Annotated in this window: 17 protein-coding genes and 2 tRNA genes; 7 read left to right on the top strand and 12 right to left on the bottom strand. The window is 67.9% G+C overall.

The window, feature by feature from the left end; translation table 11 throughout:
- Positions 1 to 46: 46 nt before the first annotated feature.
- Entirely contained in the window at positions 47 to 505 is a 459-nt protein-coding gene (locus BO226_RS20625; protein WP_006550937.1) for a PH domain-containing protein, read from the top strand.
- Here BO226_RS20625 and BO226_RS20620 read toward each other — a convergent pair.
- Positions 490 to 1,416: a rhomboid family intramembrane serine protease gene (locus tag BO226_RS20620; protein ID WP_064256031.1), complete on the bottom strand. Its 927-nt coding sequence runs from the start codon at positions 1,414 to 1,416 to the stop codon at positions 490 to 492. The two genes, BO226_RS20625 and BO226_RS20620, sit on opposite strands and share 16 nt — an antisense overlap.
- Positions 1,417 to 1,426: 10 nt before the next feature.
- The gene (locus BO226_RS20615; RefSeq protein ID WP_024102562.1) at positions 1,427 to 1,954 is read right to left on the bottom strand and encodes a peptidylprolyl isomerase; all 528 of its coding nucleotides are present in this window, start codon (positions 1,952 to 1,954) and stop codon (positions 1,427 to 1,429) included.
- A 101-nt stretch (positions 1,955 to 2,055) separates the two neighbouring features.
- On the opposite strand from BO226_RS20615, the gene BO226_RS20610 reads away from it, so the two are divergent.
- A complete protein-coding gene (locus tag BO226_RS20610; RefSeq protein WP_071935975.1) occupies positions 2,056 to 2,520 on the top strand; it encodes a hypothetical protein in 465 nt (154 codons plus the stop codon).
- A 355-nt stretch (positions 2,521 to 2,875) separates the two neighbouring features.
- Positions 2,876 to 4,831, top strand: a complete 1,956-nt coding sequence (locus tag BO226_RS20605; protein WP_064256033.1) for an acyl-CoA dehydrogenase family protein — start codon at positions 2,876 to 2,878, stop codon at positions 4,829 to 4,831.
- A gap of 73 nt (positions 4,832 to 4,904) precedes the next feature.
- On the opposite strand, the gene BO226_RS20600 is transcribed toward BO226_RS20605, so the two are convergent.
- The gene (locus BO226_RS20600; RefSeq protein ID WP_064256034.1) at positions 4,905 to 6,197 is read right to left on the bottom strand and encodes a lipase family protein; all 1,293 of its coding nucleotides are present in this window, start codon (positions 6,195 to 6,197) and stop codon (positions 4,905 to 4,907) included.
- A gap of 215 nt (positions 6,198 to 6,412) precedes the next feature.
- On the opposite strand from BO226_RS20600, the gene BO226_RS20595 reads away from it, so the two are divergent.
- A complete protein-coding gene (locus BO226_RS20595) occupies positions 6,413 to 7,519 on the top strand; it encodes a hypothetical protein (RefSeq protein WP_064256035.1) in 1,107 nt (368 codons plus the stop codon).
- Positions 7,520 to 7,547: 28 nt separating this feature from the next.
- Here the strand turns inward: BO226_RS20595 and BO226_RS20590 are convergent, their stop codons facing one another.
- The 4 genes from BO226_RS20590 to BO226_RS20575 all read right to left on the bottom strand — a co-directional run bounded on the left by BO226_RS20590 (position 7,548) and on the right by BO226_RS20575 (position 10,823).
- On the bottom strand, positions 7,548 to 8,525 hold the full coding sequence (locus BO226_RS20590) for a R2-like ligand-binding oxidase (RefSeq protein ID WP_016931505.1): 978 nt from the start codon (positions 8,523 to 8,525) through the stop codon (positions 7,548 to 7,550).
- 45 nt (positions 8,526 to 8,570) lie between these two features.
- Positions 8,571 to 9,746 (bottom strand): Dyp-type peroxidase, encoded by a 1,176-nt coding sequence (locus BO226_RS20585; RefSeq protein ID WP_039584441.1) that lies wholly within the window; start codon positions 9,744 to 9,746, stop codon positions 8,571 to 8,573.
- On the bottom strand, positions 9,739 to 10,245 hold the full coding sequence (locus BO226_RS20580) for a copper chaperone PCu(A)C (RefSeq protein WP_024102556.1): 507 nt from the start codon (positions 10,243 to 10,245) through the stop codon (positions 9,739 to 9,741). Before BO226_RS20580 ends, BO226_RS20585 begins: the two co-directional genes overlap by 8 nt.
- A gap of 77 nt (positions 10,246 to 10,322) precedes the next feature.
- Positions 10,323 to 10,823: a hypothetical protein gene (locus BO226_RS20575; RefSeq protein WP_064256036.1), complete on the bottom strand. Its 501-nt coding sequence runs from the start codon at positions 10,821 to 10,823 to the stop codon at positions 10,323 to 10,325.
- A gap of 142 nt (positions 10,824 to 10,965) precedes the next feature.
- On the opposite strand from BO226_RS20575, the gene BO226_RS20570 reads away from it, so the two are divergent.
- The 3 genes from BO226_RS20570 to BO226_RS20560 are packed head-to-tail and all read left to right on the top strand — an operon-like array spanning position 10,966 to position 13,377.
- A complete protein-coding gene (locus BO226_RS20570; protein WP_064256037.1) occupies positions 10,966 to 12,096 on the top strand; it encodes an FtsX-like permease family protein in 1,131 nt (376 codons plus the stop codon).
- Positions 12,093 to 12,773 (top strand): ABC transporter ATP-binding protein, encoded by a 681-nt coding sequence (locus BO226_RS20565; protein WP_064256038.1) that lies wholly within the window; start codon positions 12,093 to 12,095, stop codon positions 12,771 to 12,773. The genes BO226_RS20570 and BO226_RS20565 overlap by 4 nt, the downstream gene beginning before the upstream one ends.
- A gap of 31 nt (positions 12,774 to 12,804) precedes the next feature.
- On the top strand, positions 12,805 to 13,377 hold the full coding sequence (locus BO226_RS20560) for a TetR/AcrR family transcriptional regulator (protein ID WP_064256039.1): 573 nt from the start codon (positions 12,805 to 12,807) through the stop codon (positions 13,375 to 13,377).
- A gap of 36 nt (positions 13,378 to 13,413) precedes the next feature.
- On the opposite strand, the gene BO226_RS20555 is transcribed toward BO226_RS20560, so the two are convergent.
- The 5 genes from BO226_RS20555 to gyrA form a co-directional block, all read right to left on the bottom strand.
- Positions 13,414 to 13,851, bottom strand: a complete 438-nt coding sequence (locus BO226_RS20555; RefSeq protein WP_064256040.1) for a class I SAM-dependent methyltransferase — start codon at positions 13,849 to 13,851, stop codon at positions 13,414 to 13,416.
- 97 nt (positions 13,852 to 13,948) lie between these two features.
- Positions 13,949 to 14,021, bottom strand: a tRNA-Ala gene (locus BO226_RS20550).
- A 137-nt stretch (positions 14,022 to 14,158) separates the two neighbouring features.
- A tRNA-Ile gene (locus BO226_RS20545) sits at positions 14,159 to 14,232 on the bottom strand.
- 75 nt (positions 14,233 to 14,307) lie between these two features.
- Positions 14,308 to 15,570: a DUF3566 domain-containing protein gene (locus BO226_RS20540; protein WP_024102550.1), complete on the bottom strand. Its 1,263-nt coding sequence runs from the start codon at positions 15,568 to 15,570 to the stop codon at positions 14,308 to 14,310.
- Complete coding sequence (gene gyrA / locus BO226_RS20535) at positions 15,571 to 18,075, bottom strand: DNA gyrase subunit A (RefSeq protein WP_024102549.1); 2,505 nt, start codon at positions 18,073 to 18,075, stop codon at positions 15,571 to 15,573.
- Positions 18,076 to 18,080: the final 5 nt, after the last annotated feature.

Below are 18,080 nucleotides of genomic sequence, written 5' to 3'. Positions count from 1 at the left end.
CAACCCGGTGAGAGGTCCCCGGGGAACGGATCGGAAGAGGACGCAGATGCCCGACGAGACACCGCTGCGGTGGGCGACGCCGCCCGCCGCGATAGCGGCGTTGTCGGCCGCCGGTATCGCCTTGGCCGTGACCGCCGCGGTTGCGGTTCCCGACGCGGCCGGTCGCGTACTGGTGGGTTTCGCGGCGGTGCTCGTCCTCGTGATGGTCGCGCTCGCGCTGCGGCAGCGTCCGCGTCTCGAAGTGCTCCCCGGAGGAACGGGGATCGCGACGATGCGGTTGACGGGTCGTCGCGAGTTCCCGCGCGCGGCCCTGCACCGCGTGCGTATCGTCGAGTACCCGCGCTTCGGGCGGCGCGTGCCGATGCTCGAGATCGACACGATCGACCCCGCGACCGGCACGGAGAACCTGATGATCTTCGGCCGGTGGGATCTGGGCACCGACCCGCGGAACGTGCACGCCGCGCTGGCGATGCGCGATCTCGCGCCCGATCAGACACCCAGTTGATCGCGTAGCCGCACGACGGCGAGCACGATCGCGACCAGCGTCACCGCGACGACCGCGACCAGCGCGATCCATCCGGTGCGCACGATGCGGTCCCGGTCGGTGCCGGCACCGAGATACTGCGGGGCGTAGAGCAGGGCCGCTGTCGCGGCGGCACCGGCGACGAGACCGCCCAGGTGACCCCACAGGGAGATGCCCGGGACGGTGATGCTGATGATCACGTTGAGGCCGACGATGGTCAGCACGGGTGCCGGGCTGCGACGCAGGCGCAGCAGGATGACGGCCTGCGCGCCGAGCAGACCGAAGACCGCTCCCGACGCTCCGGCGGTGACCGCTCCGGTCTCCATGAACATCACTGCGGCGGACCCGCCGAGGATCGACACGAGGTAGACCGAGAGGTACCGGGCGCGTCCGAGCACGAGTTCGGTGTCGCGTCCGATCACCCACAGGGCGAACATGTTGACGGCCAGATGGAGCAGGCCGAAGTGCAGGAATCCGCTGCCGAGGATCCGGATGTACTCGCCGTGCGCGGCGATGATGGGCGGCCACAACGCCCAGTCGAGGAACAGCGCCGAGTCCTGCTCGTTGGTCATCACGCTGCCCGACTGCGCGGCGGTGATGCCGAAGACGAGCACATTCAGCGCGATGAGCACGTACGTCATGATCGGCGAGGGCCGATCGGAACGGACGGGTGCGCCGGCGATGGTTCGGGCCTGCGGTGTCGACCGTTCGGCCGCGGCGACGCAGTCGACGCAGTGCTGACCGACCGAGGCGGGACGCAGGCACTCGGGGCACGCGGGCCGGCCGCATCGGGAGCAGGCGAGAAGGGTCGGGCGGTCGGGATGGCGAACGCACCGCGGCTGGGGTTGCGGGCCACCACCCTCGGCCGCGGAGCCCCAGCCGGGGTTCGTCATGGGAACTCTCTCAGGAGATGGTGATGCTGTTGATCACGACGTCGTCGACCGGGCGATCGGCGCGGTCGGTGGCGGTGGTCGCGATCGCGTCGACGACCTTCTTCGACTCGGCGTCGACGACCTCACCGAAGATGGTGTGGCGACGGTTGAGGTGCGGGGTCGGGCCGACGGTGATGAAGAACTGCGAGCCGTTGGTGCCCGGGCCGGCGTTCGCCATCGCGAGCAGGTAGCCGCGGTCGAACTGCAGCTCGGGGTGGAACTCGTCGGCGAACTGGTAGCCCGGGCCGCCGCGGCCGGTGCCGGTGGGGTCGCCACCCTGGATCATGAAGCCGTCGATGACGCGGTGGAAGACCGCGCCGTCGTAGAACGGACCGCTGGTCTCGCCCTTGGCGTTCTGGGTCTTGTACTCCTTGGTGCCCTGAGCCAGGCCGACGAAGTTCTCGACGGTCTTCGGCGCGTGGTTGCCGAAAAGCGCAATCGCGATGTCGCCGCGGTTCGTGTGGAGCGTGGCCGTTGCTGTCTGATGCGGTGAAGTCACCCCACCATGGTGCCATTGCCCGCTTCCCGGGCAGGACAGGCGGCGCGGGACACGCTCTCCGGTCACGACCACAGGTCCGGGCGGTATGGAAGAGTGGACGCATGAGCAAGCTGATTCATGCCGAGACCGACGACGAGTGGCTTCCGGCATTCGTGCGACGCCACGACGAATCCGGCAATCTCGCGGGTGCTCTCCGCGTGGCCGGCGAGGGCGCGGTAGCTCTCGCGCAGGGCTCGAGTGCGGCCGGACTGTTCGCAGCACGCAAGGGTCTGGACGTCGCGGGCGAACTGCTCTCGGTGGCCCGGCGGGCCGCGGCCGAGCGGTGTGCCGCGAAGTCGTCCTCTCGTCCGGAGCGCACGGGCAGGCGGTTCGGTCTCGTCGTCGCCGGCGCGGTTGCCGTCGTGGCCGCAGGCGGGGTCGTGTTCTACCGGCGACGACGGCCGGATCACCCTCCGATCGCTCCGGAACCGCCGCGCGTGCGGCCCGCGGAGTCCGCGGCGACGACGACCGACGAGGCCGCCTCGACGCCGGTCTCCCCCGAGTCCACCGACACCTCGGAGGCCTGATCGCCGTCCGCGGTGCCGAATTCTCGTTCCGCCGATCGGATCTCGCGGTCGACGATGAGGCACGCCGCGAAGTAGAGCGCGCCGAGGAAAGTGAGCAGGACGGGGACGAAGGCCAGGAATTCCATGGCCACCTCCGTTCCGATCCGCGATGGGGATCGGCGAGTGACGGGCGGGGCACGTCGTCGGTGACGATTCGAGCGTAGGCGCGTCCGGGAGTACCCGCACGTCCCCGACGACCTCCGCGGTAGTGATCTAGTTCATACCCCGACTGCTTCATGATCGACTCGCCCGAACCTGTGATAAGAGACACATCCGGGTGCATACTCACCAGTAGGCACGCGACCCGGAGGCAGTCATGGCAGAGAGCGCCGATGTCCGAACCCCACAGGTCACCGAGCGGCAGGCTCGTGAAGTAGCGGAGCAGGCGCGCGAATCCGAGTGGAACAAGCCGTCCTTCGCGAAGGAACTGTTCCTCGGACGGCTCACCCTCGACCTCGTCCACCCCTTCCCGCGACCGACACCCGACGAGGACTCCCGTACCGAGGAGTTCCTCGCACGCCTGCGCGCCGCGTGCAGTTCGATGGACGGCGGCCGCATCGAACGCGACGCGCGGATACCCGACGAATACGTCCGCGAGCTGGCCGAACTCGGCTGCTTCGGCATGAAGATCCCGCAGGAGTACGGCGGCCTCGGGCTGTCGCAGGTCGCCTACAACCGGGCCCTGACGGTCGTCGCCTGCGTGCATCCCAGCATCGGCGCGCTGCTGTCGGCCCATCAGTCGATCGGTGTGCCGGAACCGCTGAAGCTCGCCGGCACCCCTGAGCAGAAGCAGCGCTTCCTGCCGCGATGCGCGCGCGGCGCCATCTCGGCTTTCCTGCTCACCGAACCCGACGTCGGGTCCGACCCCGCCCGACTCGCGTCCACCGCCATCCCGGTCGAGGACGGCAGCGCCTACGAACTCGAGGGCGTCAAGCTGTGGACGACCAACGGGGTGGTCGCCGAACTGCTCGTCGTCATGGCCCGCGTACCGAAGAGCGAGGGCCATCGCGGCGGGATCTCCGCCTTCGTCGTGGAAGCGGATTCACCCGGCATCACCGTCGAACGCCGCAACTCCTTCATGGGCCTGCGCGGCATCGAGAACGGCGTGACCCGGCTGCACAAGGTGCGGGTTCCGAAGGAGAACCTCATCGGACGTGAGGGCGACGGGCTGAAGATCGCGTTGACGACGCTCAACGCCGGTCGCCTCGCCATCCCCGCGATGTGCTCGGGTGCCGGCAAGTGGGCGCTGAAGATCGCCCGCGAATGGTCGTCGGAGCGGGTGCAGTGGGGCAAGCCGGTCGGTGAGCACGAGGCCGTCGCCGCGAAAATCTCGTTCATCGCCGCGACCACCTACGCACTCGAGTCCGTCGTCGAACTGTCGGGCCAGATGAACGACGAACAGCGCAACGACATCCGCATCGAGGCGGCACTGGCGAAGTTGTGGGCGAGCGAGATGGGATGCCTCATCGCCGACGAACTCGTGCAGATCCGCGGCGGACGCGGCTACGAGACCGCCGAGTCGCTGGCGGCGCGCGGCGAACGGGCCGTTCCCGCAGAGCAACTCGTCCGCGACCTGCGGATCAACCGCATCTTCGAGGGGTCGAGCGAGATCATGCGTCTCCTCGTCGCCCGCGAGGCGGTCGACGCCCACCTGCGCGCAGCCGGCGAACTCGCCGACCCCGATTCGACGGGCAAGGAGAAGGCGCAGGCCGCGGTACGGGCGAGCGGGTTCTACGCCCGGTGGCTCCCGAAGCTCGTCGCCGGCAAGGGGCAACTACCGCGAACCTACAACGAATTCGGTTTCCTGGCGCCGCATCTGAGGTACATCGAACGCAGTTCGCGCAAGCTCGCCCGCTCGACCTTCTACGGGATGGCCCGCTGGCAGGCCGGACTCGAGAAGCGGGAGAACTTCCTCGGCCGGATCGTCGACATCGGAGGCGAACTGTTCGCCGCGACCGCCGTGTGCGTGCGCGCCGAACGGCAACGCGTGGACGGGCATCCGGGAGCCGACTCTGCCTTCGAACTGGCCGACGCCTTCTGCAAGCAGTCGCGACTGCGCGTGGAGAAGTTGTTCGACGCGCTGTGGACGAACACCGACGCCGAGGACCGGCGCACCGCGGCCGGCGTTCTCGAGGGCAGATACGAGTGGCTCGAGCGCGGTGTGCTCGATCCGAGCGAGGGCACCGGTCCGTGGATCTCCCGCTGGGAACCGGGCCCGTCGACCGAGACGAACGTCGCACGCCGGATCATCGACACCCGTCACTCGGTGTAGACCCTGCACAAGGATCCGGCCCGCACCCCCGGAAGGGAGTGCGGGCCGGATCGATTGCGGATTCGAAGGATCGTCAGAAGGCTCCACAGTTCGACGGTGCGGGCTCACCGCGCAGTCGCGCTTCGATGTACGCGACGGAGTCGGGCAGTCCGCCGATCATGGGCACCGCATGGTTGATGATGAAGCCGGGCAGGATCGGCGGCGTCGTGTTGGGCAGGAACTGCACCGTCGCGCCCTGATCGCACCAGTCCAGCGCCAGCTGACGGCCCTGACCGTAGGGGACCGTGTCGTCCTGCGTGCCGTGCTGGAGGAGGACGGGCACGGCAGGCGTGCGGTTGCCGATGCGCTGCTCCGCGAGGATCTTCTGGACCTGGGGCAGGCGGTCGAGCACGACATCGAGGGGCTCACCCGTGCGGGTGTAGTCGCCGGTGCGCTGGAATGCGAAATTCGCGACCGTCTCCGGGACGCACTGGTTCGCCACGGCCGCGAGCATCTCGCGGCCACGATCACTGATCTCGGCGTCGATCTCGTCGCGGATCTCCGGGTAGGCGTCGGCCAGGCCGTTGATCGTGTACCCGATGGCACCGGTGAGCAGCGTGCCGTCGATCTGCTTCAACGTGGCCACGAGGTCGGCGGGCGGAGCACCCACGTAGGCGCCGACGAGGTTCAGTTCGGGGGCGTACTCGGGAGCGAGCTCGGCCGCAGCGCCCGACGCGCCGCCGCCCTGCGAGTAACCGAAGAGGCCGACCGGGCTGTTCTCGGTCACCGACGCGTTCTCGAGCTTCAGCGCCGCGCGCACCGAGTCGAGCACCGCGTGGGCTTCGGCGGCGCGGTTCACGTAGGTGTGGTGCCCCGGCGTACCGAGACCGTCGTAGTCCGTGACGACCACGGCGATGCCGCGCAGCAGCAGCGCGTTGATCGACAGCACCTCGTACTCGGTGAAGAAGTCGAGGGGCGGATTATAGTTGACGAGCGCGCCGAGATTGCGGGACGGCGCGCACTGATCACCTTGACCGTGGGTACCGACGGCCAGCGCGACGAGCGGCCGGTCGCCGGGACCGTTCCACGGCGTCGACGGCTCGATGTAGGTGCCGCTCACCGCGTCGGGTGCGCCCTTGGCGTCGTTGCTGCGGTACAGCAGCTTGGTGCCCTGACCCGGGAAGATGCCGTCGGCGACCGGTGCGCGCAATGCCAGATCGGACGGTGCCGTGCGCAGGACGTCGCCGGGAGCACCCGTCGGCAGCGGGTCGGGCGGGAGATAGAAGTCCGTCTCGGCTCCCGCTGTCGCCGCGGTTCCGAGAATTCCGCCGGCAAGAACGGTCGTCGTCACCGCCGCGGCCATCCACTTCCGAGCACGCCCCACCATGTTGTTCCTCCACCTGGATCCACCGGAACCGTGTGTCCCTCGTCACGGCGGTACGGACTGTAACACGTACTTACCGGAAAGTAAGGTCGGCACTTCCCTCCCTGTCTGCCACAATCGTTCTTCGCGCCCGAAGCGGTGCATTTGTCCGGCGCACCCGGAGCGAGTCGGGTCCTCGGCAGCACGACGGACGAGCAGCCTCTCGAGGAAGGGAAGACATGGCAATCGGTGTCGGCCTCCGGATCGGGCGAGTCGTGTCCACGGCGGTCATCGCATCCAACGAACCCGGCACTCCCGACCCTGTCGTCCTCGCCCGCGACTCCGTCCTGCACGTCGACCACGACGGCAACACGTCGCTCGGCAGCGTGGCGCACGGGGACGAAGCACGCACGATCGCGGGCTTCCTCACGCGGGTCGGCGACGCCTCGGGCATCACCGCGAGCGACGGTCGCATGTACCGCGCCGAGGACGCGATGGCCACCGCCATCCACTGCCTGTTGCGGGAGTGCCACCCGTTGCCGACCTTTGGTGGCATGGACAGGGACAGCGATCCCGGCTACGCCGCCACCTACCCGTCGCACTGGGATCCGGACACCATCGCGACCTTGCGTGCCGCCCTGGACTACGCGAATCTGCGGCACGTGGATCTCGTGTCCGATGCGCAGGCGGCCGCCGCCTGGTACGCCTCCGAGATCTCCGAGACCCCTGGCCAACTCGTGGGGGTCTTCCATCTCGACGACGGCGGCTCGACCGTCACCCTCGTACGCTCGGGCGTGCCCGCCGGCAAGGCCTACCGCACCCCCGCTCAGGGCGCTCCGTCCCCGGCGGCCCAACTCGCCACGGCCCTCGGATCGTTCGGCTGGATACCGGACAATCTCGAGGCCGTCGTCGTCATGGGCGACGGTCTCGTCGCACGAGATCGCACCCACATCCAGGAGATCGCGAACAGCCTCGCCACGAAGCTCACGGTGCGCAGCCTCGTCGGGCCGGGCCCGGAACAGACGGCGGCGCTCGGCGCCGCGATCCTCGCGGCCGGATTCACGCCGGCACGCGAGACCAACAAGACCCGGATCGGACTTCCACCTTCCTACGACGAAACCGACGTGCTCACCGGCGGTTTCGCTCGGCTGCGCGAACTCGAGGAGAGACGTCTCGGGGCCGAGAGCACCGCCGAGAACCGCGGAGCCGCGAGGAAAGAGGCCGCACCCGTTCCGGTGCTCACCACGGGCACCGCAGACGAGAACACCGGCAACACGAGAACGGTCGCCATCGGGGTGGTCGCCGTTCTCGTGCTGATCGCGATCCTCGCCGGCATGCTGCTCTGATCGATCTCCTGCCTCCGATCGACCCTGCTCAGTCCGCCGGGGTGCGGTCGGGGGCCGGAACGGCAGCGAGCGCGGCGGCGTCCTCGTCCCCGAAACGGTCCTCGAGCACGGCGGGAGCGAAATCGAGATCGATCTCCTCCAGCGGGCGTCCGCGCGCGGATTCTATTGCGCCGAGCCGTCTCTGTGCCCGGTCGGCCGCATAGGAGATGAACTCGTCGTTGTCGAGACCGTAGGGCTGTTCGTCGAACTGCTCGTTCTGCCACTGGATCATTCCGGTCGCGAGGGGAAGCAACTCCTCCATCCGCTGCAACACGACGTTCCAGTTCGAGTCGTCCGCTGCCACATGCCGTCGGCAGGTGAACGTGCCCCAGGCCATGTGCCGGCGCTCGTCGGAGCCGATCCGCCGGATGATCTCCTGCATGCCCGGCAGGATCCCGTACTTGGTGCACACCTTCTGCCACGCGTAGTAGCCCGTCAGCGCGAGACTGCCCTCGATGACGTGGTTGTAGGTGACACTCGCGCGGACCTGATTGGCCGGGGACGGATCTCGATCGAGCACGCGCAGGCTGTGCGGCAGTTCCTCGTAGAACAGCCGCCGGTAGTAGGGATTCTCGGCAACGAACGGGTGCAGGTCGGATGTCAGTCCCACGGTGTCCATCCAGCGACGGAACACCTGCACGTGCTTGGCCTCCTCGTAGCAGAACTGGGTCAGGTACATCTCGTCACCCAACCGGCCCTCCGCTTCCATGGCGCGGAGGAACGGAAGGATGTCCTGCGTGACGGCCTCCTCGCCGGCGACGAACAACGCGACCAGATAGGTCGAACTGCGGCGTTGTTCCGAGTTGAGCGACGCCCAGTCCTCGGCGTCGTGGGAGAAGTCGATGTCCATCGGATCCCAGTGCGCTGCGTTGCCCTTCGCGAAGAGCCGGAGCGGGAAGGCGTCCCAGTTCAGGCCGCCTTCCCGCAGCGACGCGAAACCCTGACGTATCTGTGTAATCTCGGTCACACCATCGAGGCTAGACCTCGATTTCACATACGTCGCGGTCTTGTCTCAGTCACCCAGCAAGGTGTCGCCGGGATACCCCTTCGGACCGAATCCCGGAGGGACGAGAAAGACCGCCGACCCGATCGGCGTGATCCACGGATTCAGCGCGTCGTGCTCGGCGAGGCGCTGCTGCACCGGGACGAACTGACGGTCCACGTCCACCTGATAGGTGGCGAACAGCAATCCGGCGCCGTCCTGGTCGTCGTAGTTGTAACCCCGTCGCAGGAACTGCTCGTCGCCGGTGCGGGGACGTGCCCGCGCGACGTGCGATTCCGGCGGGATCACCGGGATACCGAACCGGTCGGTGGCCTCGAAGTCGGCGTCGTCGTGTTCCTCCGAACCCGTCAGCGGAGCACCGTTCGACAGTCGCCGGCCGACGGCGAGTTCCCGAGCGGGACGGTCCAGCTCGTCCCAGGTGTCGAGTTCCATGCGGATCCGGCGTAACACGAGCGAGGTGCCACCGGCCATCCACGGCGGGTCACCCGGATTCCACACCTGCCGGTCGAAGTCCGGGCTGTGCGGCGCGGGATTGACGGTGCCGTCTACCTGCCCCATGAGGTTGCGCATGGTCGTCCCGTCGGGTCGCGTGCCGGCCGCACGCCGGAACCCTCGCTGGATCCAGCGGACCGTCGCCACCGATCGCACACTCCTGGTGAGTGTGCGGACCGCGTGCGAGACGGTCACCGGGTCGTCGGCGCAGACCTGCAACAGCAGGTCGCCGCCGGACCATCGTTCCTCGAGCCGGTCGATCGGAAAGGCCGGCAGCGGCTTCAGCCACGCGGGTCGTCGGTCGGTCAGGCCCGCGGCGTCGAAGACCGCGGGACCGTAGCCGACCGTGACCGTCAGCCGGGCCGGGTCGACGGCGAGTTCGGGTTCGGTGTCGCCCAGCGCCGGCGTCCCGGTGGTGAGTCGCCGCGAATCCTCGGCCCACACCCGCATGATCCCGACGAGCCCGTCACGATCGACACCCTCGGCGAGGTCCAGTGCCACGAACGACGCGAAGGACTGCGCGGGGGTGTCGATACCGGCCTGATGGGTGCCGTGGATCTCCACGGTCCGCGCGCCGATCGGTTCGGAGATGCGGGACGCGACCGCCGTCCCACCTCCGACCGCGCCGAGTCCTGCTGCACCCAGCGCGGCGACACCGCCCCCGAGCAGGGTGCGTCGAGTGAACCTAGCCATCGTGGGCTGCCCCGTCGTGGGACGGCACGTACTCCTCCTGTGCCCCGGCGAAGTCGCGGACCTGGGCCGTGAACTCCTCGGTCGATCCGTCCGCGAACTCGAGTGTGAAGGTCACCGTGCTCCCGGGTCGCAGAGGCTCCACGAGGTCCATGAGCATGAGGTGGTCGCCGCCGGGCGCGAGGCTGTGCACGGTGTCCGCGGGGATGACGAGCCCGTCCCCCATCTCCTGCATCACCATCGAGGCGCCGCCGGACGACACCATCTCGTGCAGTTCCGTGGTGGCGGATGCAGGACTGGACGCGCCGACGATGTGCACGTCACTGCTGCCGGTGTTCTCGATCTCGGCGAAGGCACCGGTCATCCCGGTGTCGGATGCCTTGACCCAGGCTTCGGACACGACGACGGCCTCGGCCGAGTCGGTGGTGCCGGTGTCGGAACCGCAGGCGGCGGCGAGCAGGGCCGTTGCGGCGATCGCAGTGCCGAACATGGTCTTCTTCATGATTCTCCGTAAGTGTCGGTGCCTCTGCGGGCACACGGAACGAGCGGTCGCCGGCGGCGGCGACCGAGAAGGTTGACCTAACGGAGAACAACGGGAGGTGCGCGGCTGCCGGTTCCGCCGACGAGTAGTACGCCGGGACCGATATCGGGGCGGTGGATCGTCGGGACAGGTTCGGCGACGGCCACGGGCAGCGTGCGGTACGTCTCGGGAACGATCCGGCGCAGCGCTGCGAGTGCTGCTTCGCAGCCCTTCTCGGCACCCCGTACCAATACTGCGGCGAGGAGGACTGCAACCGCGTGGGCGGACATCATTCCGGATCCCGGTGTGTGCAGGTGACCGTCGTGGAGTCCCAGCACGAGGTGGCCGGCGACCTGCCCGAGGACGAGGACGAGCGGCACCGGAAGCCTGGTTTTGCCGGTGAGGACTCCGACAGCGAAGGCAAGCCCGAGGAGGAATACCAGGGCGTCCTGGTGGGGAATCGCTCCGCCGGCGAAGGCGTGCGCGGCGATGCTCAGTGCGGCCGAGATTCCGCTCACGAAGACCGCGCGCATGCGCATCACGGTGTTCACCTCGGCCATGAAGTCAGAATACTTCCCTCACCTGCGATTACTACCCCATGTAGTAACTATCACCGAATATAACGACAGAGCGTCGGTAAGATATCGACGTGCCGTCGAGAAGATTGGGCACATACCCGGTCCAGCCCACGAAGGACTCCACATGTTTCTTGCCATGCGCGAACTATGGTTCGCGCGCACCCGCTTCCTGTTGATGGGCGCCGTCGTCGCGCTCATCTCGATCCTCATGGTGATCCTGTCCGGTCTGTCGTCCGGTCTCGTCGTCGACGGCGTCTCCGCACTGCAGCGCACACCGGTGCAGGCATTCGCCTTCGCCGAAGGAACCAAGGCCGACTCCGCATTCTCCCGATCCGTGGTCACGGAAGACCAGGCCGACACCTGGCGTGCCCGCCCGGACGTCGCTCGCGCCGAACTGTTCGGCAACACCATCGTCAACGCGAAAACCGAGAGCGGGGTCCCCGTGGACCTCACACTCTTCGGCATCCGGCCGGGCTCGTTCCTCGAACCCTCGGTCTCCGAGGGGGCGCCGCTCGGTGGTGACACCGATGTCGTCCTCAGCGACAGCGCCCGCGCCACCGGCGTCGAACTCGGCGACACGATCGTCGTCGATCGTCTCGGTACCCGGTTGGACGTCGTCGGGTTCACCTCCGACAAGCGCACCTTCGGTCACGTCGACGTCGCCTACCTTCCCCTGAGCACCTGGCAGGAGATCCACGCCGGTGTCCGGCTCGGTGAGCAGGTCCCTCCGAGCGCGTACACCGAAGCCAGTGTGGTCGCGATCGAGGGTGTGGACGGAGCACTGCCCGATCTCACCGCGGGTGACGCAGCAGCCGGTACGACAGCGAAGACCCTGGAGGAATCGTTCGATTCCTCCCCCGGCTACAGCGCCGAGATGATGACGATGTCGATGATCACCGCCTTCCTCTACGCGATCTCAGCCCTCGTCGTAGGAGCGTTCTTCACGATCTGGACCGTGCAGCGCAGCCGTGAGATCGCCGTCCTCCGCGCGATGGGCGCCTCCACCGGATTCCTCCTGCGCGACGCCCTCCTGCAGGCCGTGATCGTGCTCGTCGGCTCCGTGGCCGTCGGCGTGCTCGTCAGTCTCGGACTCGGGTCGGGCCTCGAGGGCAGCGGCATGCCGTTCGTCCTCGAATCCGGCCCCGTCGCTCGAGGTGCCGTTCTGCTCGTCGTCCTCGGCCTGCTCGGCGCCGCCCTCGCCGTGGTCCGCATCGTCCGTGTCGATCCGCTCGCTGCCCTGGGAGAGAACAGATGACCGTCACCACCTCCACCGGCCTCGCACTGTCCGACGTCTGCCTGTCCTTCGGCGACGGCGACAGCACGGTCCACGCCCTCGATCACGTCGACCTCGGCGTCGAGCCGGGTGAGCTGGTCGCCGTCGTCGGGCCGTCCGGTGCCGGCAAATCGAGTCTGCTGGCGGTCGCCGGTGGCCTCAGCCGACCCACTTCCGGCACCGTGAGTGTCGACGGTATCGAGGTGACCGCACTCGACCCGCGGGCGACCGCGAAGCTGCGCCGAGAGCGGGTCGGCTTCGTATTCCAGTCCGGCAATCTCCTCCCCGCCCTGACCGCGCGCGATCAACTGCTCCTCGTCGAGAAGATCGCCGGACGCCCCGGACGGAACCCTGACGAGCTGCTCGCCTCGGTAGGTATGGGGCACCGCGCCCATCGGCGACCCGGGCAGCTCTCGGGCGGTGAGCGTCAACGTGTCGGCATCGCGCGGGCCCTGATGGCCGAACCGTCGTTGTTGCTCGTCGACGAACCCACCGCCGCCCTCGATCGAAAACGCAGCCACGAGGTCGTCGAACTGCTGGCACGGGAAACCCACACCAGTGGAGTGGCTACGATCATGGTCACCCACGACCACGAAATCCTGCGGCACTGCGACCGCGTGCTCGAGATGGTCGACGGAAGACTTCGACCACACGACTGAACGGTCGACAGCCGAACGAGGAGGGCCGGCGGTGCCGAAAATTTCCGCAGCGACGGTCGCGGAGCACCGCGCAGCGCAGCGCCGTGCCCTCCTCGACGCAGCGCTCGAACTCCTCGCCGAGAAACCGGAACAGGCACCCTCACTCGGCGACGTGGCGCGTCGTGCGGGTCTGGCCCGGTCGAGCGTCTACAACTACTTCGATTCGCGCGACGACCTGCTGCACGCGGTCGTCGTCGACATGTTCCCGCGCTGGAACACGCGCGTGATCGAGGCGATGGAGAAGGTGTCCGATCCGACGGAGCGGGTGCTGACGTACATCGACGTCAATCTGCAGCTGGTCGCCGAGGGAGAGCACGCGATCGTCGGTGCTCTCGCCGCTTTCACCCCTCAGGCGTTCAGTGACGAGAGCATGCACGCCATGCATCAGGACCTCGTCCTCCCCCTCGTCGAGTCGCTGCGGGCCCTCGGAGTCGCGGATCCCGAACTCGATGCCGAGCTCGTCACCGCGCTCGTGCACAAGGGAACGGAATTGATCGAATCCGGCCGCAAGCTCGACGAGGTGCGCTCCTCGATCCGAAGAGTCCTCACCACCGCGCTCTCCTGATGTTTCACGTGAAACGGTGCACCGATTAGGGACTCTTCACGATCCTCTCGGGATCGGAAGTTCCCTCAACGGCTCACCACCGTCGATGAACAGTCGCGCATCCGGGCGCGTCGCCGCCGCGATGCGTGCCAGAGCTGCCCTACCGGCTTCGGGGTGCCGTCCGTCGAGGGCGCCGACCCTGATTGCGAAGACTAGGTCGAACGGCTCCTCGTCCACGCCCGGGACGAAGTCCTCGACGGCGACACAGCGCGCCCTCAACCGGCCCGCAGCGATCAGATCTCCAGACGACGACGTCAGCCGGTCGATCGCCACCGGGGACCGGTCGAGAGCGAGAATGTGTCCGGTGGTCAACCGTTCGGCGACCGCACGCGCTGCGGCCCCGGGCCCACAGCCGATCTCCAGCACCCTCAGGTGCGGCTCCAGAGGCAGGGCCGCGACGATCTCGGCGAGTCGCGGAGAGAGGCGAGGCGTCATCCTTCGAGTGTGGGATGTAGGCGCACCATCGGGGGCAGCAACAGAGAAAGGGCGCTTCCGGAATCCCGGAAACGCCCTCTACCTGAATATTTTCTTGTGGAGCCTAGGAGATTCGAACTCCTGACATCTGCCTTGCAAAGGCAGCGCTCTACCAACTGAGCTAAGGCCCCGTCCGCCGCGTCAGCAACTGGGAACCGCGTGCCATTCGTCTTCGCTCCGAAGCATGCGAGCGATTCCGAGAACGATCAGAATCCCGGTTCCCACGAGTGCGAGAACCCTCATTCCGATCACCCTTTCGGCACGGGAGTGGGCCTAGGAGGACTTGAACCTCCGACCTCTTCGTTATCAGCGAAGCGCTCTAACCGCCTGAGCTATAGGCCCTCGAACCGAGATGGAACACTACCCCACCGGGGTCGCCGGAAACAAATCGCCTCGGCGGGGCAGCGTTCCGGCAGGTCAATCCGGGTCGGCGAGGGTGGCCTGAACGCCGCCTACGAGATCGGTGCAGAGGTTGTAGATGAACGCACCGAGGGTCGCGAGAGCCGTCAGCAACACGGTGTTGGCGATGCCGATGATCGTCGCGTAGCCGAACACCTGGCCGGCCGAGACGAGCGCACCGCTACCGGCGTCGGAGACGATGTCGGTGAACGCACTGTTGAGGCGTTCCCATACCCCCATGCCGGCCAGCACGCCGTAGAGTAGGCCGACCGCGATCATCCACACGAAGAACAACGACACCGAGATCACCGACGAGATCTTCAGCATCGACCAGGGGTCGATACGGCGGATCTGCACGGTGGCCCGCAGCGGTCCGGCGGCGGGGATCGCCGTGGGCACCGCGGTGGTGGCGGGGGCGCTCACCTGCGGGGTCTCCCCCGTGCTCGGCGAACCGGTCGACGGATGCTTCACTGCGGACAGATCCGGCAGGTCCTTGGCGAGATCCTTGCGTTCGATGTGCCGTGTCGGGCCGTCGATTACCGCGGACTTCGCCTTCGCTGCAGCAGCCCGGTCGCGCGTCCCGCGCGCGGCGTCTCCGCCCCCGGCCGGGCCAGCTCCTCCGGCGGCATTGGGAGCCGCTGTGCCGGTCACGACGGGACGCGTCGACGGCTCCGGGCCTCCGGCCGCAGAGCCCTTGGCCGAGGCCCCAGCGGGGCGTTGAGGCGCTCCACCCTGCTTGGACAGACCCTGACCCACACCCGGAACGTTCGTCTGCGGAGCGTTCTGCGGGGAGCCCGACTGCGCCGACGCCGCTCCCCGCTGCCAGGGCGGGGTCGGGCCGCCGGAGCGGGGCATCTGGGCGGTGCGTTGCTGACCTGTGGCCGGCTGATCGGCCGCAGCCGATCCGTTCTTACCGTCCGCTGAGGCACCACCGGACTTCTGGGAGCCGCCCTGAGCAGGCGTGTCCTGCGCCGCCTTCGCCGTCGGCTCGGCGGCCTTCCTGCCTGCTGCCGGCTGCTGGTCGGCCGGACCCTGCACGGGTGCCGGGTCCGCTGCTCCCGCTGCGGGAGCGGACGAACCCTCCGCCGGTGCCCCAGGAGCCTGCGAAGGCTGGGCCGGTGACGACTGCGACGGCCGGTTCTCCGGCGCCGGTTTCTGCTCCGAGGCCGGGCCCTGCTGCGTGCCCTTGTTCTCGGGCTTCACCTCGTTCTCTGTACGGTCCTCCGGCTTCCGACCGGTTTGCCCGCGATCGGCCCCGTTCGGTCCCTGGGGAGTGCTCACTTACGACTCCTTAGCTCCGGCTGCGTCGGCTTCGTCCGGCTCGTCGGCGTTGCGCGCGATCGCGAGCAATGTATCGCCCTCGGCCAGGTTCATGAGCCGCACGCCCTTGGTCTGACGGCCTGCCTTGCGCACCTGCTTCGCCGCAGTGCGGATGACACCGCCGCTCGAGGTGATGGCGTACAACTCGTCGTCGTCCTCGACGATGCGCGCCCCGACCAGGTTGCCACGCTTGCGGTCGTACTGGATGGTCAGAACACCCTTACCGCCGCGACCTTGGACCGGGTAGTCCTCCATCGGGGTGCGCTTGGCGTAACCACCCGAGGTCGCGACCAGCAGGTACGTGCCCTCCTTGACGACGTTGAGCGAGAGCAGCTTGTCCTCGCCGTTGAACCGCATGCCCTGCACACCGGAGGTCGCGCGGCCCATCGGACGCAACGCCTCGTCGGTGGCCGAGAAACGGATCGACTGGCCCTGCTGCGAGACGAGCAGCAGATCGTCCTCGGCGGAGCACAACACCGCGCCGACGAGCTCGTCGTCGCCGCGCAGGTTGATCGCGACGATGCCGCCCGAACGGTTGGAGTCGAAGTCCGACAGGCGCGACTTCTTGACCAGGCCGTTGCGGGTCGCGAGCACCAGGTACGGCGCATCCTCGTAGGTTTTGAGGCGGATGACGCCCTGGATGCGCTCGTCGGGCTGGAAGGCCAGGAGGTTCGCGACGTGCTGACCACGCGCCGTGCGATTCGCCTCGGGCAGCTCGTACGCCTTCGCGCGGTAGACGCGGCCCTTCGTCGTGAAGAACAGCAGCCAGTCGTGCGTGGACGTCACGAAGAAGTGCTTGACGATGTCGTCCTGCTTGAGCTCGGCACCCTTGACGCCCTTGCCGCCGCGCTTCTGCGAGCGGTACAGGTCGGTGCGCGTGCGCTTGGCGTAACCGGTCTCGGTGATGGTGACGACGACGTCCTCACGTGCGATGAGGTCCTCGTCGTTGACATCGCCGTCGGCCGCGACAAGCCGCGTGCGGCGCTCGTCGCCGTACTTGTCGACGATCTCCTTCAGCTCGTCGCGGACGATGGCGCGCTGCCGCTCCGGACGGGCCAGGATGTCCTTGTAGTCCTCGATCTCGCGCTCGATCTCGGCGAGGTCGTCGACGATCTTCTGACGCTCGAGAGCAGCCAGGCGACGCAGCTGCATCGCCAGGATGGCGTCGGCCTGGATCTCGTCGACCGTGAGCAGATCGATCAGGCCGGCGCGCGCGATGTCGACGGTCTGCGACGCGCGGATGAGCGCGATGACCTCGTCGAGCGCGTCGAGGGCCTTGACCAGGCCGCGCAAAATGTGGGCGCGTTCCTCGGCCTTGCGCAGCAGGTACCGCGTACGCCGGACGATGACCTCGATCTGGTGGTTGACGTACAACCGGATCATCTGGTCGAGGCGCAGCGTGCGCGGCACCCCGTCGACGATCGACAGCATGTTGCAGCCGAAACTCGTCTGCAGCTGCGTGTGCTTGTAGAGGTTGTTGAGAACCACCTTGGCCACCGCGTCGCGGCGGACAGTGACGACGATGCGCATGCCCACGCGGTCGGACGACTCGTCGTGGATGTCGGAGATGCCCGCGATCTTGCCGTCGCGGACCTGTTCGGCGATCGACGTGATGAGGTTGTCCGGGTTGACCATGTACGGCAGCTCGGTGATGACGATGCTGGTGCGGCCCTTGGAGTCCTCTTCGATCTCCACGACGCCGCGCATCTTCACCGATCCGCGACCGGTCGTGTAGGCATCGTGGATGCCCTGCGTGCCCGTGATCAGGCCGGCGGTCGGGAAGTCCGGTCCCTTGATCCGCTCCATGACCGCGGCGAGGGTGGTCTCCTCGTCGGCCTCGAAGTTGTCGAGCGCCCAGTAGATGGCCTCCGCAACCTCCCCGAGATTGTGCGGCGGGATGTTGGTGGCCATACCGACCGCGATACCGCCCGAACCGTTGATCAACAGGTTGGGGATACGGCTGGGGAGAACCGTCGGTTCCTGCGTGCGGCCGTCGTAGTTCGGCTGGAAATCGACCGTCTCGTGGTCGATCTCCCGCAGCATCTCCATCGCGAGCGGCGTGAGCCGGCACTCGGTGTACCGCATGGCGGCGGCGCCGTCGTTGCCGCGGGAACCGAAGTTGCCCTGGCCGTCGACGAGCGGATAGCGCATCGACCACGGCTGCGCCAGACGCACGAGCGTGTCGTAGATCGACGCGTCGCCGTGCGGGTGGTAGTTGCCCATGGTCTCGGCGACCGCGCGCGCCGACTTCACGTACCCGCGGTCGGGGCGGAAGCCGTTGTCGAACATCGCATAGAGCACGCGACGGTGCACCGGTTTGAGACCGTCACGCACGTCGGGCAGAGCACGGCCCACGATCACGCTCATCGCATAATCGATGTAACTGCTCTGCATCTCCTGCTGGATGTCGACGGGCTCGATGCGGTCGTGCCCCGGCCCCTCCGGAGGCAACGTGGTGTCGGTCATGAGCT

It is taken from the genome of Rhodococcus sp. 2G, from assembly GCF_001886355.1.
GTDB lineage: Bacteria > Actinomycetota > Actinomycetes > Mycobacteriales > Mycobacteriaceae > Rhodococcus > Rhodococcus pyridinivorans.
This window is presented reverse-complemented; position numbering and strand designations above follow the sequence as displayed.